Origin of the sequence: Pseudomonas sp. Irchel s3f19, assembly GCF_900187555.1 — a bacterium.
Taxonomy (GTDB): domain Bacteria; phylum Pseudomonadota; class Gammaproteobacteria; order Pseudomonadales; family Pseudomonadaceae; genus Aquipseudomonas; species Aquipseudomonas capeferrum.
In genome coordinates this window covers 42,969-57,360 of record NZ_FYDW01000020.1, presented here as the reverse complement: position 1 = coordinate 57,360, position 14,392 = coordinate 42,969, and the positions used below count along the sequence as shown (strand labels likewise).

The 14,392-nt window shown below is 62.2% G+C and carries 16 protein-coding genes; 9 read left to right on the top strand and 7 right to left on the bottom strand.

The annotated features are described in order from the left end of the window. Window positions 1-341 precede the first annotated feature (341 nt). A complete protein-coding gene (gene tyrS / locus CKW22_RS26445; protein ID WP_033703018.1) occupies window positions 342-1,541 on the bottom strand; it encodes a tyrosine--tRNA ligase in 1,200 nt (399 codons plus the stop codon). A 217-nt stretch (window positions 1,542-1,758) separates the two neighbouring features. Between tyrS and CKW22_RS26440 the strand changes: the two genes are divergently transcribed. Both CKW22_RS26440 and CKW22_RS26435 read left to right on the top strand, forming a co-directional pair. Next, on the top strand, window positions 1,759-3,177 hold the full coding sequence (locus CKW22_RS26440; RefSeq protein ID WP_033703019.1) for a peptidoglycan DD-metalloendopeptidase family protein: 1,419 nt from the start codon (window positions 1,759-1,761) through the stop codon (window positions 3,175-3,177). Window positions 3,178-3,180: 3 nt separating this feature from the next. After that, window positions 3,181-4,272: an anhydro-N-acetylmuramic acid kinase gene (locus CKW22_RS26435; RefSeq protein ID WP_033703020.1), complete on the top strand. Its 1,092-nt coding sequence runs from the start codon at window positions 3,181-3,183 to the stop codon at window positions 4,270-4,272. Between the two features lie 58 nt (window positions 4,273-4,330). Here CKW22_RS26435 and erpA read toward each other — a convergent pair whose 3' ends face one another. Continuing rightward, on the bottom strand, window positions 4,331-4,681 hold the full coding sequence (gene erpA, locus CKW22_RS26430; RefSeq protein WP_033703332.1) for an iron-sulfur cluster insertion protein ErpA: 351 nt from the start codon (window positions 4,679-4,681) through the stop codon (window positions 4,331-4,333). Between the two features lie 145 nt (window positions 4,682-4,826). Next, window positions 4,827-5,861 carry an N-acetyl-gamma-glutamyl-phosphate reductase gene (gene argC / locus CKW22_RS26425; RefSeq protein ID WP_033703021.1) on the bottom strand — a complete coding sequence of 345 codons (1,035 nt, stop codon included), beginning with the start codon at window positions 5,859-5,861 and terminating at the stop codon, window positions 4,827-4,829. A gap of 142 nt (window positions 5,862-6,003) precedes the next feature. On the opposite strand from argC, the gene hemJ reads away from it, so the two are divergent. The 6 genes from hemJ to CKW22_RS26395 all read left to right on the top strand — a co-directional run bounded on the left by hemJ (window position 6,004) and on the right by CKW22_RS26395 (window position 10,429). Continuing rightward, window positions 6,004-6,429: a protoporphyrinogen oxidase HemJ gene (gene hemJ / locus CKW22_RS26420; protein WP_027594415.1), complete on the top strand. Its 426-nt coding sequence runs from the start codon at window positions 6,004-6,006 to the stop codon at window positions 6,427-6,429. 26 nt (window positions 6,430-6,455) lie between these two features. After that, window positions 6,456-7,412 carry a nitronate monooxygenase family protein gene (locus CKW22_RS26415; protein ID WP_033703022.1) on the top strand — a complete coding sequence of 319 codons (957 nt, stop codon included), beginning with the start codon at window positions 6,456-6,458 and terminating at the stop codon, window positions 7,410-7,412. A 67-nt stretch (window positions 7,413-7,479) separates the two neighbouring features. Further along, the gene (locus CKW22_RS26410; RefSeq protein ID WP_047583853.1) at window positions 7,480-8,262 is read left to right on the top strand and encodes an SDR family oxidoreductase; all 783 of its coding nucleotides are present in this window, start codon (window positions 7,480-7,482) and stop codon (window positions 8,260-8,262) included. A 64-nt stretch (window positions 8,263-8,326) separates the two neighbouring features. Further along, on the top strand, window positions 8,327-8,665 hold the full coding sequence (locus CKW22_RS26405; RefSeq protein WP_033703025.1) for a histidine triad nucleotide-binding protein: 339 nt from the start codon (window positions 8,327-8,329) through the stop codon (window positions 8,663-8,665). Window positions 8,666-8,730: 65 nt separating this feature from the next. Then, entirely contained in the window at window positions 8,731-9,378 is a 648-nt protein-coding gene (coq7, locus tag CKW22_RS26400) for a 2-polyprenyl-3-methyl-6-methoxy-1,4-benzoquinone monooxygenase (protein ID WP_027594411.1), read from the top strand. 10 nt (window positions 9,379-9,388) lie between these two features. After that, a complete protein-coding gene (locus CKW22_RS26395; RefSeq protein WP_095065583.1) occupies window positions 9,389-10,429 on the top strand; it encodes a DUF2157 domain-containing protein in 1,041 nt (346 codons plus the stop codon). Window positions 10,430-10,468: 39 nt separating this feature from the next. Here CKW22_RS26395 and CKW22_RS26390 read toward each other — a convergent pair whose 3' ends face one another. Beyond that, window positions 10,469-10,891, bottom strand: coding sequence for an OsmC family protein (locus CKW22_RS26390; RefSeq protein ID WP_027594409.1), 423 nt, complete (start codon window positions 10,889-10,891; stop codon window positions 10,469-10,471). Window positions 10,892-11,082: 191 nt separating this feature from the next. Between CKW22_RS26390 and crp the strand changes: the two genes are divergently transcribed. Further along, complete coding sequence (gene crp / locus CKW22_RS26385; protein ID WP_033703333.1) at window positions 11,083-11,727, top strand: cAMP-activated global transcriptional regulator CRP; 645 nt, start codon at window positions 11,083-11,085, stop codon at window positions 11,725-11,727. On the opposite strand, the gene CKW22_RS26380 is transcribed toward crp, so the two are convergent. From CKW22_RS26380 to trpD, 3 genes are all read right to left on the bottom strand, one after another. Further along, window positions 11,724-12,428: a lipoate--protein ligase family protein gene (locus tag CKW22_RS26380; protein ID WP_033703027.1), complete on the bottom strand. Its 705-nt coding sequence runs from the start codon at window positions 12,426-12,428 to the stop codon at window positions 11,724-11,726. The two genes, crp and CKW22_RS26380, sit on opposite strands and share 4 nt — an antisense overlap. A 76-nt stretch (window positions 12,429-12,504) precedes the next feature. After that, complete coding sequence (trpC, locus tag CKW22_RS26375) at window positions 12,505-13,338, bottom strand: indole-3-glycerol phosphate synthase TrpC (RefSeq protein ID WP_047583856.1); 834 nt, start codon at window positions 13,336-13,338, stop codon at window positions 12,505-12,507. After that, entirely contained in the window at window positions 13,335-14,384 is a 1,050-nt protein-coding gene (gene trpD / locus CKW22_RS26370) for an anthranilate phosphoribosyltransferase (RefSeq protein WP_033703029.1), read from the bottom strand. The genes trpC and trpD overlap by 4 nt, the downstream gene beginning before the upstream one ends. Window positions 14,385-14,392: the final 8 nt, after the last annotated feature.

The window sequence follows — 14,392 nt, the reverse complement described above, 5'->3', positions numbered from 1 at the left end:
TATTTTGAAGTTTTTTGCGAGAAACTCGTTTAGCTTCAAACACTTGACTCGCTGCGATCTCTCGTAGCGGGAGGCGAATCATACAGCGTTTAGAAGCGCTGTCAACCACCATCTTAACCGCTGACGACCTTTCGATCGAAGCCCTTCAAACTTCGTCTTGACTATTTAACTCATTGAATCTCAAGGAGTTTTTCGTTCCGACTACGCTGGAAGTGGGGCGCATTATAAGGGGATTCGAAATCGCGTCAACCCTTAATTCCAATAAACTTTGATATCGCTGAAAAACAAAGCGGGGAGGCCTTCCGGCCTCCCCGCTTCTATATAGCTACACCACCAGGCAATCACTCAGCCTTGAGGGTAACCCGGCCAAACGCCTTTTTGCCCGCCTGACATACATGGGTAGCACCCAGCGCAAACACGAAGTCGCGATCAACCACCGCACCATCAACCTTGACCGCGCCGCCATTAAGCAGATCGCGCGCCATTGCCGAGTTCTTCACCAGGCCGGCACGGTTCAGCACCGCAGCAATCGGCAAGTCTTCAGCCGCAGCAACCTCGATCTCAGGCAAGTCTTCCGGCAACTCGCCCTCCTTCATACGGTTGCCCGCCGCACGGTGAGCATTGGCGGCAGCCTCTTCGCCATGGAAACGCGCAACAATCTCTTCCGCCAGCTTGATCTTGATGTCGCGCGGGTTCGCGCCATTGGCAACATCAGCACGGAACTGGTCGATCTCCTCCATCGAGCGGAAGCTCAGCAACTCGAAGTAACGCCACATCAGCGTGTCAGGGATAGACACCAGCTTGCTGTACATCACCCCAGGCGCTTCCTGGATACCCACATAGTTACCCAGCGACTTGGACATCTTCTTCACGCCGTCGAGCCCTTCGAGCAGCGGCATGGTCACGATGTTCTGCGCTTCCTGGCCGTAGGCGCGCTGCAGCTCGCGCCCCATGAGCAGGTTGAATTTCTGGTCGGTACCGCCCAGCTCCACGTCAGCTTTCAGCGCAACGGAGTCATAACCCTGCACCAGCGGGTAGAGGAACTCGTGGATCGCGATCGGCTGATTGGTGGTGTAACGCTTGTCGAAATCATCGCGCTCGAGCATGCGCGCCACAGTGTACTGCGACGCCAGGCGGATGAAGTCGGCCGGGGTCAGCGTGTCCATCCAGGTGGAGTTGAACGCAACCTCGGTCTTGGCCGGGTCGAGAATCTTGAACACCTGCTGCTTATAGGTCTCGGCGTTGTCCAGCACCTGCTCGCGAGTCAGCGGCGGACGCGTAGCGCTCTTGCCGCTCGGGTCACCGATCATCCCGGTGAAGTCACCGATCAGGAAGATGACCTGGTGGCCCAGCTCCTGGAACTGGCGCAGCTTGTTGATGAGCACGGTGTGCCCCAGGTGCAGGTCAGGCGCGGTCGGATCGAAACCTGCCTTGATACGCAGAGGCTGGCCGCGCTTGAGCTTCTCCACCAGTTCCGACTCGACCAATACTTCTTCCGCACCGCGCTTGATAAGCGCCAGCTGCTCTTCAACCGACTTCATAGACAGACCCGCAAGGCTCAGATTCAAGGGGAGCCAACCATACAAGATCGGCCATCAAATACAAGTTTCGCAATAGAATGTGACCCGCAGGCAGCCTTGCGGCGTCTACGCGCCCTTGCGTGAAAATGGATTTGGTTATATTTTATACAGTTATTTCATCTTCATCATGTCATTCATCTTTTCCATATTCACTTTTCTTCAAAAAGTCACCTTACCTATGACCAACGAACCGCCTAAAGCGCCCCCGCTTTATCCGAAAAGCCATCTGTTGGCCGCCAGCGGCATCGCCGCCCTGCTCAGCCTGGCCCTGCTGGTATTTCCTTCCAGCGAAGTCGAAGCCAAGAAAACCACCCTCAACCTCGAACTGGAAAGCCCGGTCGAACAATTGAAGGAGGAGTCCAAGGCCGCCCCGCTCGTACACGCTGAGGCAGAGCAAGGCTCGCCGTTCGCCCAGATCGAAGAAGCCGACACGGCTACCCAGAAGGCGGACCAACAAACGCCTGCGCCAGAACCGGTCGCCGAAGCCAAGCAACCTGGCCACCGCGAAGTCACCGTAGCGCGGGGTGACACGTTGTCCACCCTGTTCGAAAAAGTCGGCCTGCCAGCCAGCGCAGTCCATGAAGTACTGGCCAGCAACAAGCAGGCGAAGCAGTTCAGCCAGCTCAAGCACGGCCAGGTGTTGCAGTTCGAACTCGACAAAGACGGCCAACTGACCAACCTGCACAGCAAAGTCAGCAACCTCGAAACCATTCGCCTGACCAAAAGCGCCAAGGGCTACAGCTTCAACCGCGAAATCAGCAAGCCTGTGGTCCGCACGGCCTACGCCCACGGCGTGATCAAGAGCTCCCTGTCGGCCTCCGCACAGCGTGCCGGCCTGTCGCACAGCCTGACCATGGACATGGCACGGGTGCTGGGCTACGACATCGACTTCGCCCAGGACATCCGCCAGGGTGACGAATTCGACGTGGTGTACGAGCAGAAAGTCATGGATGGCAAGGTGATCGGCACCGGTAACATCCTGTCCGCTCGCTTTACCAACCGCGGCAAGACCTACACCGCCGTGCGCTACACCAACAAACAGGGCAATACCAGCTACTACACTGCCGACGGCAACAGCCTGCGCAAAGCGTTCATCCGCACTCCGGTGGATTTCGCCCGCATCAGCTCGCGCTTTTCCGCTGGCCGTAAACACCCGATTCTGAACAAGATCCGCGCCCACAAAGGCGTTGACTATGCCGCCCCGCGCGGCACACCGATCAAGGCTGCCGGTGACGGCCGCATCGAGCTGGCTGGGCGCCGGGGTGGCTACGGTAATACCGTGATCATCCAGCACGGCAACCGCTACAAAACCCTGTACGGTCACATGCAAGGCTTCGCCAAAGGCATCAAGACCGGCGGCTCGGTCAAGCAGGGCCAGATCATCGGCTACATCGGCACCACCGGCCTTTCCACCGGGCCGCACTTGCATTACGAGTTCCAGGTCAACGGCGTGCACGTCGACCCGCTAAGCCAGAAAGTGCCGATGGCCGACCCGATCGCCAAGGCCGAACGCTCACGCTTCATGCAGCAGAGCCAGCCACTGATCGCCCGCATGGATCAGGAAAAGGCCACCATGCTCGCTGCGAACAAGCGCTGAGTCATGGCGCTTTATCTGGGGGTGATGTCCGGTACCAGCCTCGATGGCCTGGACATCGCCCTGATCGAACAACGCGAGCAGCCAGCACTGCTCGCTACTCATTACATCCCCATGCCCGCCGACCTGCGCCAGGGCCTGCTGAGCCTTTGCGCCAGCGGCCCTGACGAGATTGCCCGCGCCGCCCTGGCCGAGAACCGCTGGGCCAGCCTGGCAGCCGAAGGCATTGGCCACTTGCTCGCAAGCCAGGGGCTTGCGCCAAGCGCCATCCGCGCCATCGGCAGCCATGGCCAGACCATCCGCCACGAGCCTGCTCGTGGCTTCACCGTGCAGATCGGCAACCCGGCACTGCTTGCCGAGCTTACCCAGATCAGCGTGATCGGCGACTTCCGACGCCGCGATGTGGCCGCTGGCGGGCAAGGGGCACCCTTGGTACCGGCATTTCACGAAACACTGTTCAGCCATCTGGGCCAACGGCTCGCCGTGCTCAATGTGGGGGGGTTCAGCAACCTCAGCCTGATTGCCAACGACACGCCGGTGCATGGTTTCGACTGCGGGCCAGGCAATGTGTTGCTGGACGCCTGGATCGAGTTCAAGCGCGGCCAGCACTACGACGCTGACGGTGCCTGGGCAGCCAGTGGCGAGGTGATCGAAGCGCTGCTTGCAGCCCTGTTGAGCGACCCGTTCTTTGCCGGCGCCGGCCCCAAGAGTACGGGGCGCGAGGTGTTCAACCTGGCGTGGCTGCAAGGGCACCTGAGCAAACTGCCGCCCTACCGTGACCAGGATGTGCAGGCGACCCTGCTGGAGCTGACCGCTCGCAGCATCATCGACTCACTGCGTAACGCTCAGCCGGGCACCGAGGCGCTGCTGGTATGCGGTGGCGGGGCCCGCAACGGGGCATTGATGCGCCGGCTCGCCCAGCTGTTGCCGGGCGCCCAGGTGGCCAGCACTGCGGCCCATGGCGTCGACCCGGACTGGGTAGAGGCCATGGCCTTCGCCTGGCTGGCCCATTGCTGCCTGGAAGGTATCCCAGCCAACCGCCCGAGTGTGACAGCTGCCCGCGGCTTGCGCGTGCTCGGCGCCATCTACCCGGCGTAAGGCCCCAGCACAATGCAAAACGCCGCGCAAATGCGCGGCGTTTTCGTACAGCCCGTGATCAGATCGAGAACGAAGAACCACAACCGCAGGTGGTGGCGGCGTTCGGGTTCTTGATGACGAAGCGCGAGCCTTCCAGACCTTCCTGGTAGTCCACCTCGGCACCCGCCAGATACTGGAAGCTCATCGGGTCGACCACCAGCGACACGCCTTCACGCTCGACGATGGTGTCATCCTCGGCCACATCTTCATCGAAGGTGAAACCGTACTGGAAGCCCGAGCAGCCACCGCCGGTCACGAATACCCGCAACTTCAGACGCTCATTGCCTTCCTCGTTGACCAGGGTCTTCACCTTGTGGGCTGCCCCTTGGGTGAATTCCAGACCGGTAGGGGTGAAGGTTTCGACGCTCATGCTGATTCTCCCGGCGCAGTTGCCGCCATAAAACTCGATGACGCGCATTATCCGCTTCTCCGAGAAAATTGGTCAAGAATTGTGCGGCTTTAGTCGCGCCCACAAAAAGGCCCGCACTCGGCGGGCCTTGTGCCAGCTTGTGCCCTTATGGGAGCAGGCCCGCGTGGGACAGGCCCATGCGCTCATCCAGGCCGAACAGGATGTTGAGGTTCTGCACCGCCTGGCCCGAGGCACCTTTGACCAGGTTGTCGATGACCGAAAGCACCACCACCAAGTCACCCCCTTGCGGGCGATGAACGGCAATACGGCAGACGTTGGCACCGCGCACACTGCGGGTTTCCGGGTGGCTACCGGCCGGCATCACATCCACGAACGGCTCATCGGCGTAACGCTTCTCGAACAGCGCCTGCAGATCGACCGAAGTATCAACCACGGTGGCGTACAGGGTGGCGTGGATGCCGCGGATCATGGGCGTCAGGTGTGGCACGAAGGTCAGGCCGATGTCCTTGCCCGCCGCCAGGCGCAAGCCCTGGCTGATTTCCGGCAGGTGGCGATGACCTTTGACCGCGTAAGCCTTCATGCTTTCGCCAGCCTCGCAGAACAGCGAACCCACCGCCGCCCCCCGCCCGGCGCCGCTGACGCCCGACTTGCAGTCGGCAATCAGGCGCGATGGGTCGGCCAGGCCGGCCTCCAGCAATGGCAGGAAGCCCAGTTGGGTGGCCGTCGGGTAGCACCCCGGCACTGCAATCAGGCGAGCCTGGCGGATTTTCTCGCGATTCACTTCAGGCAGGCCGTAGACGGCGTCCTTGAGCAGCTCCGGCGCGCCATGAGGCTGGCCGTACCACTTGCCCCATTCGGTGGCATCCTGCAGGCGGAAGTCGGCCGACAGGTCGATCACCTTGGTTCCGGCCGCCAGCAGTTCGCCGGCCAGGGCGTGGGCAACGCCGTGGGGCGTTGCAAAAAACACCACATCACACGCCGCCAAGGCTTTGCTGTCCGGCACACTGAACGCCAGGCCGTCATAGTGGCCGCGCAGGTTCGGGTACATGTCAGCTACCGCCACGCCCGCTTCGGAGCGCGAAGTGATGACCGCCACTTCGGCCTGAGGATGCTGTGCCAGCAGACGCAACAGCTCGACGCCGGTGTAACCCGTGCCGCCGACGATACCGACCTTGATCATAACGCTTGCCCCTTATCAACGAGCCCACTGGAAAGCGCACGATAATAGGGGTGCAAGCCGCCTGTAACAACTCTTCGGGTGACCCTTCGGGCGCTTGACCACTACTATCTGACGACCGTGAAAACCTGAAGGAACTCCCTCAATGCTTTACCTATGGATCAAAGCGCTACATATCGTCAGCGTGGTCTGCTGGTTCGCCGGCCTGTTCTACCTGCCCAGGCTGTTCGTCTACCACGCCCAGAGCCAGGACAGCATCAGCCAGGACCGCTTCGTGACCATGGAACGCAAGCTGTACCGCGGCATCATGAACCCGGCCATGATCGCCACCTATGTGTTCGGTGCCTGGATGCTCTACCTGACTCCGGGCTGGCTGAGCCAAGGCTGGTTGCATGCCAAGCTCACCCTGGTGATTCTGCTGACCGGCTACCATCACATGTGCGGTGCCCAACGCAAACGCTTCGCCAGCGGCGCCAATACCCGCAGCCACGTCTACTATCGCTGGTTCAACGAAGTCCCGGTGCTGTTCCTGCTGGGTATCGTAATTCTCGTGGTGGTCAAACCGTTCTGACGGTAACCCCCTACAGGAGCCTTGCCATGTCATTGCCCGCCTCGCTCGAACAACGCCTGCGCCTGCCCGTGGTCGCCGCACCGATGTTCCTGATCTCCAACCCCAGGCTGGTCCTGGCCTGCTGCGCCGCTGGCGTGGTCGGCAGCTTCCCGGCCCTGAACCAGCGCGACAGCGCAGGGTTCAAGGCCTGGCTCGAGGAGATCGAGGCCGGGCTTGCCCAACTGCAAGCACCGGCACCCTATGCCGTGAACCTGATCGTGCACCCGACCAACCCTCGCCTGCAGGCGGACCTTGCCCTGTGCGTGGCGCACAAGGTGCCGATCGTCATCACCAGCCTGGGCGCGGTGAAGGAGGTAGTCGATGCCGTGCACAGCTACGGCGGGCTGGTGTTCCACGATGTCACCACCCGCCGCCATGCCGAGAAGGCCGCCGAGGCCGGTGTGGATGGCCTGATCGCAGTGGCGGCGGGCGCTGGCGGGCATGCCGGTACCTGGAGCCCATTCGCCTTGGTGGCCGAGATCCGGCAGTTTTTCGACAAGACCCTGCTGCTGGCGGGCTGCATCAACCACGGCCATGAGGTCCTGGCGGCACAACTACTGGGTGCCGACCTTGCCTACATGGGCACCCGCTTCATCGCCACCACCGAAAGCCAGGCCCAGGCTGCCTACAAGCAGATGCTGCTCGATGCCCATGCCGTCGACATCATCCACACCCCGGCAGTGTCCGGCATCCCGGCCAGCTTCCTGCGGCCGAGCCTGGAACAGGCGGGCTATGACATGAACGCACTCACGCATGGCCATGAACCGGGCAAGCTCAAACCGATCGACGACGAGGCCAAGGCCTGGAAAACCGTATGGTCGGCTGGCCAGGGCGTGGGCGATATCCATGACCTGCCTAACGCCAGCGCACTGATCGAACGCCTGCAAAGCGAGTACCGGGAAGCCCTGGATCGCTGCCAGGGTATTCGCGCCCAAGCCTTGTAGCAAAAGGCAACACCTTGCCCGGCCAAGCTGTACACTAGGCGCCCTCTTCAGCCCCAGGAGCCTTTGCATGACCCGTTACGCCATGATCACTGGTGCTTCCAGCGGCCTGGGCCTGGCCCTGGCGGAAGCGCTGGCACGGCGCGGGCGCAACCTGATCCTGGTGGCACGCCAGCGCGAGACGCTGGAGCCGGTGGCCATCGAGCTGACCCAACGCTTCGGTGTCGAGGTACTGTTCCGAGCCTGCGACTTGAGCCAGCCCCTTCGCCTGTCGGGCTTCGTGCTCGAACTGGAGGAAGGCGAGCGGCGTATCGACCTGCTGGTCAATTGCGCAGGCCTGCGCACCTATGGGCCGTTTCTGGCCCATGAGTGGGCCGACGAGCAGGACCTGCTGGAGGTCAATATCCTGGCCATGAGCCGCCTCTGCCATGCCATCGGCAACCTGATGGCAGTCCAGGGCGGCGGGCAGATCCTCAATGTGGCGGGCCTGGCCGGTGTCGCGCCGGGCCCCTGGATGGCGGCCTACGCGGCCAGCAAAGCCTATGTGCTGAGTTTCTCCCAGGCACTGCGCGAAGAGCTCAAGCGCACTGGCATCAAGGTCTCGGTGCTATGCCCAGGCCCCGTGCGCTCATCGCGTCGGCGCATTCCTCGGCTCGAAGGCAGCACCCGCTGCCTCAGCCCAGAAGAAGTGGCGCTTTACACGGTGCGCGCCCTGGACAAGAACCGCACACTCATCACCCCCGGCCGGCGCAATCGCTGGCTGGCATTCGCGCCGCGCCTGCTGCCCCGCTGGCTGGTGCGCAAGCTCGCTGGGGTGATCCATCGCCGCTACTGCCCGGTCGGAATGGAATAGCCACTGGGCGACCGGCGCCCGGCTGAGTACACTCGGCCCGGACCCTCACCATGGAGCAAGTGCTGTGGACGATTTATTTACCAGGATCATCAACCGGGAAATCCCGGCGAAGATCATTTACGAAGACGACCAGGTTCTGGCGTTCCACGATATCGCCCCCCAGGCGCCCGTGCATTTTCTGGTCATCCCGAAAAAGCACATCCGCACCCTCAATGACCTGACCGAAGAGGACAAAGGCCTGGCCGGTCACATCCTGTTCACCGCCCAGCGTCTGGCCAAGGAACTTGGCTGCGAAGAGGGCTTCCGCGTGGTCATGAACTGCAACGAACTGGGTGGGCAGACCGTCTACCACATTCACATGCACGTGCTTGGCCAGCGCCAGATGCACTGGCCGCCGGGCTGATCCAGGGCAAGCGACCCTTGCGCTATTGCGGTAAACTGTCGGGCACACTCTTGCGGAGGTGCCCGATGGCTACCGAACGTCACTACTCGCCGCTCGACCGCTTGTTGCTGCAGGCCGATACCGCCATGCGCACCTTGCTGCCCTTCAGCGGCCAACCGTCCCGCCCATCCCCGGCCATCGTCCAGCCGGATGCCGACCTGGATGACGCCCAGAGCCGCCACATTGCCGGCCTCATGCGCATCAACCATACCGGCGAAGTCTGCGCCCAGGCGCTATACCAAGGCCAGGCACTGACCGCCAAACTGCCCCAGGTACGCAAAGCCATGGAGCACGCCGCCGAGGAAGAAATCGACCACCTGGCCTGGTGCGAACAGCGCATACGCCAGTTGAATAGCCACCCAAGCGTGCTCAACCCGCTGTTCTACGGCATGTCGTTCGGCATTGGCGCGCTCGCCGGCCTGGTCAGCGACAAGGTCAGCCTGGGCTTCGTCGCCGCCACCGAGCATCAGGTGTGCAAACACCTGGACGAACACCTGGAGCAGATTCCGCACGAGGACGAAAAGTCTCGCGCCATTCTCGAACAAATGCGCATAGATGAAGAGCAGCACGCCGAGTCTGCCCTCGAGGCGGGCGGCTATCGTTTTCCAGCCCCGGTGCGTTTCGGCATGAGCCTGCTGGCCAAGGTCATGACCAAGAGCACCTACCGTATCTGAAGGTAAACCCATGACGGAACGATTCAGCGCCAAGGACCTGGCGCGCGCCGTGCACGCCGGCATCCTCCAGCCGGGCCAGGATCAAGCCCTGCTGCAGTTTCTACGCCAGCAACCGGCAACGCGCGGCAGCTTCCAGCTGGCGCACGTCGCGTTCTACTTCGGCGCCTTGCTCATCATGGGCGCCATGGGCTGGCTGCTCACCGAAGCCTGGATGCAGATCGGTGACTGGGCACTGCTGGCCATCGCCACGCTGTACATCCTCTTGTTGACGCTCTTCGCCCTCAACCTGCAACGGCGCGCACAACCGGTAGCCGCCGGCGTGCTGGCGGCGGTCGCGGTGAGCATCGTGCCGCTGGCGGTGTTTGCCATCGAGCGTCTGGTCGGCTGGTGGCCACTGGATGACAGGCAATCGGCCTATCACCAGTACTACACCTATGTGCAGGGCGGCTGGTTGTTGATGGAAGCCGCCACAGTGGTCGCCGGGCTGCTGATGCTGCGGCTGATCCCTTTCCCGTTCATCGTGATGCCGATCGCCATGGCGTTGTGGTTCATGTCGATGGACCTCAGCGAGTGGTTCTTCGGTTCGCCGTTCAGCTGGGAGCAACGGCGCGAAGTATCGCTCTGGTTCGGCCTGGGGATGCTGCTGGTATTCCTGGTGGTGGACGGCCGCACCCGTGAGGACTATGCCCACTGGGGCTATCTGGCCGGGCTCGCGGCGTTCTGGGGTGGGCTGACCTTGGTGGACAACGGTAGCGAGCTGGGCAAGGCCCTCTACTGCCTGATCAATATCGGGCTGATGGCCATCGCCGTGCTGTTGCGCAGGCCGGTGTTCATGGTGTTTGGGGCGTTGGGGGTGGCGGCTTATCTGGGGTATCTGTCTTACGAGATGTTTGCCGAGTCGCTGCTGTTCCCGGTGGTGGTGACGTTGATCGGGCTGGGAGTTATCTGGCTGGGGTTGGCTTATCAAAAGCGGCGGGAGCGGTTGAGCCAGGCATTCAGAAACGTAGTACCGCAGTGGTTGCAAGTTGCCCTTCCGGCACTGCGCAACTGAAGACAGCCGGGGCTGCAACGCAGCCCAGACATTTCGGACTCAACCCAACTCTACGATCTCGTAGCCGTGGGTGATCTCGACGCCCGCGCGCTCCAGCATGATCGACGCAGAGCAGTATTTCTCGGCCGACAGCTCAACTGCCCGCTTGACCTGGGCCTCTTTCAAGCCACGGCCCTTCACCACGAAGTTCATGTGGATCTTGGTGAACACTTTCGGGTCTTCGCTGGCGCGCTCGGCCTCCAGGAACGCCTCGCAGCTCTCCACCGCCTGGCGCGACTTCTTCAAGATGCTGACCACATCGAAGCTGCTGCAGCCACCCAAGCCCAGCAACAGCATTTCCATCGGGCGCACGCCCAGGTTTCGGCCACCAGCCTCAGGCGGGCCGTCCATCACGACGACATGCCCGCTGCCCGACTCGCCGAGGAACATCGCGTCACCGGCCCACTGGATACGTGCCTTCATCTACCTGGACTCCTAATTTTCGGAAAAGGGTGTCAGCTTAGACCTTGTGTGGCTGTCGGAAAAGCTCGAGACGTGTCGGTTTAGTACCGAAACATCCTGTAGTGTCTGATAAGCTGGCGCCAAATGACTGGCGCTTGCCGCCAGACACTTCCTACAAGAAGCCTATGTGTCGTATCGAACAGGATTTCGTGATGGTTGCCTCAGCCCTACCCGCCAAGATCAAGAATATCGACAAACTGCTGGTGCACTGCCAGCGCCGCCGCTACACCGCCAAGAGCAACATCATCTGCGCCGGCGATCGGGCCGAAACACTGTCGTTCATCATCAAGGGTTCGGTGACCATCCTCATCGAGGACGACGACGGTCACGAAATGATCATCGCCTACCTCAACAGCGGTGATTTCTTTGGCGAGCTGGGGCTTTTCGAACCCGTGGAAGGCGAGCAGCAGCGCAGCGCCTGGGTCCGCGCGAAGACCGAATGTGAAGTGGCAGAGATCAGTTACGACAAGTTTCGCGAGCTCTCACGTCAGGACCCAGACATCCTCTACGCCCTGGGTGGCCAGATGGCGCAGCGCCTGCGCAATACCACGCGCAAGGTCGGCGACCTGGCCTTCTTCGACGTGACCGGCCGTGTCGCCCGCTGCCTGCTCGAGCTGTGCAAGCAACCCGATGCAATGACCCACCCCGACGGCATGCAGATCAAGATCACCCGCCAGGAGATCGGCCGCATCGTCGGCTGCTCGCGTGAGATGGTCGGCCGCGTCCTCAAAGACCTTGAGGAGCGCAGCCTGGTGCAGGTAAAGGGCAAGACCATGGTGGTCTACGGTACCCGTTAGTCCTTGGGCAGGTCTGCAAGCACCTTGGCATAGGCCTGTGAGAGGCGCTCGAACCAGGGCGCTGAGGGCGCAACTTCGTGCAAGGCGATATGCGCATCGGCGCGGCAGCGCTGCTCCAGTTCGCAGCACTCGTTGAAGCGGTTGACGGCCGCGACCATCGACTCACGCTCGTTATCCAGCAACAGTGCGCCATGCACCAGCACCACCGGGCGTTTTCCGCCCAGCCCCTGGCGCCAGCGCTGGGCCGTGCCGACCAGTTTGCGACCATTGAGATTGACGTTGTAGCGGCCATCGCAGAACGCCCCGTCGATCTCGCCCACCGAAGCCACCCCGCCCCACTCGCGTAGCACCTCGCACAGCGGCAGGCACAGGCGTTCGTAGGCATTCTCGATACGCCCATGGTCACCTTCGCTGCGCGGTGCCACGTACACCAGTGCCACATTCACCGTGGCATGCGATTGCGGCACCGGCTCACCGCCGGTCTCGCGCAACAGCACCGGCCAGCCGGCAATCGCAAGCTCGGCGCAGGCGGCTTCGAAGTTTTCCAGGCGGCTCATGCGGCGCGGCATGACCAGGGCATGGTCGGTCGGGCGCCAGAACAGCACACCGAATTCGCGCTCGCCGCGGCAGACCGCGGCCAGCAGGTCCTGCTCGGCATGCAGGCCTTGTTCAACAGTCAGTGCCAGGGGTTGATCGGTCATTGATCCACCTTTGATGTGATTGTTCACGATGCAGCCATTGCCCACAAAAAAGCCGGCAAAAGCCGGCTCGTCTTGGTCAGTCCAATGGCTGAACAGACTTCTTCACCTGTTCCGGGAAGAACAGCCGCTGCAGTTCAAGCCCCGGTTGCTCGGCACGCATGAACGCCTCGCCCACCAGGAACGAGTAAACCTCGTTGATTGCCATCAGCTCGACATCGGCACGGTTGAGAATACCGCTTTCGGTAATGGCCAGGCGCTCGCGCGGAATACGCGGCAGCAGGTCGAGCGTGGTCTCCAGGCTGACCTCGAAGGTGTGCAGGTTGCGGTTGTTGACGCCGACCAGCGGGGTATCGAGGGTGTTCAGCGCGCGCTCCAGCTCATCGCCGTCATGCACTTCGACCAGCACATCCAGGCCGACATCCTTGGCCGTGGCGGCCAGCTCGGCCATCTTCACGTCATCCAGCGCCGAGACGATCAGCAGCACGCAGTCGGCGCCCAGCGCCCGGGCCTCGACAATCTGGTAGGGGTCGATCATGAAGTCCTTGCGGATCACCGGCAGCGAAACTGCGCCGCGGGCCTGCTGCAGGTACGCATCAGCGCCCTGGAAGTAATCCACATCGGTCAGCACCGACAGGCAGGTCGCCCCGCCCTTCTCGTAGCTGACGGCGATGTCCGCCGGCACGAAGTGCTCGCGGATCACGCCCTTGCTCGGCGATGCCTTCTTGATTTCGGCAATGACCGCGGGTTGCTTGCGCTTGGCCTGCTCGATCAGCGCATTGGCAAAGCCACGGGGGGCGTCGGCGGCCTTGGCCAGGCGCTCCAGCTCGGCCAGGCTGACCCGGGCACTGCGCTCGGCCACTTCCTCGACTTTGCGGGCGAGGATCTTTTCCAGCACGGTCGGTACGCTCATGCTTCGTTCTCCAGCTTGAATACGGCGGTGAAGGCACCCAGTTCCTGCAGTTTTTCCCAGGCAAGCCCTGTATGCAGCACGTCGTGGGCAAGTTCGACGCCCTGCGCCAGGGTCATGGCATGATCAGCGGCATACAGCGCAGCGCCAGCATTGAGCACAATCATTTCGGCCGCCTTCTGGCCGTTCTCGGTCTTGCGCCGGCCCAGTGCATCACGAATCAGCTCGTACGAGGCCTGCGGGCCGTCGACGGCCAGGCCGTGCAGGCTCTGGCTCTTCATGCCGAGGTCTTCGGGCTCGACCCAATATTCAGTGATCTCGCCCTTCTTCAGCTCGGCAACGAAGGTCGGCGCCGCCAGGCTGAACTCGTCCAGGCCGTCCTTGGAGTGCACCACCAGTACATGCTTGCTGCCCATGCGCTGCAGCACTTCGGCCAGCGGGCGGCACAGTGCCTGGTTGAACACGCCGACCACCTGGTGCTTCACACCGGCCGGATTCGTAAGCGGGCCCAGCATGTTGAACAGGGTACGCAGGCCCAGGTCGCGACGCGGGCCAGCGGCGTACTTCATTGCCTTGTGATGGCTTTGCGCAAACATGAAACCGATGCCCAGGCTGTCGATGCAACGGGCGACCTGCACCGGGGTCAGGTTCAGGTAGATGCCGGCCGCTTCCAGCAGGTCGGCGCTGCCGCTCTTGCCCGAAACCGCGCGGTTACCATGCTTGGCCACCGGGCAACCGGCTGCGGCCAGGACAAACGCCGACGCCGTGGAAACGTTGAAGATGTTGGCGCCATCGCCGCCGGTACCAACGATATCGACCACGCCATCGAGGCTCTTCAGCTCGACCTTGTCGGCCAACTCGCGCATCACCGAAACCGCACCGACGATCTCGTCGATGCTCTCGCTTTTCATGCGTATGCCCATCAGGAAGGCACCAATCTGCGCCTCGCTGCATTGGCCGGTCATGATCTGACGCATGACGTCGCTCATTTCTTCAGTGGACAGGTCCAGATGGCCGACGATGCGGCTCAGCGCGCTCTTGATATCCATGTTCGATC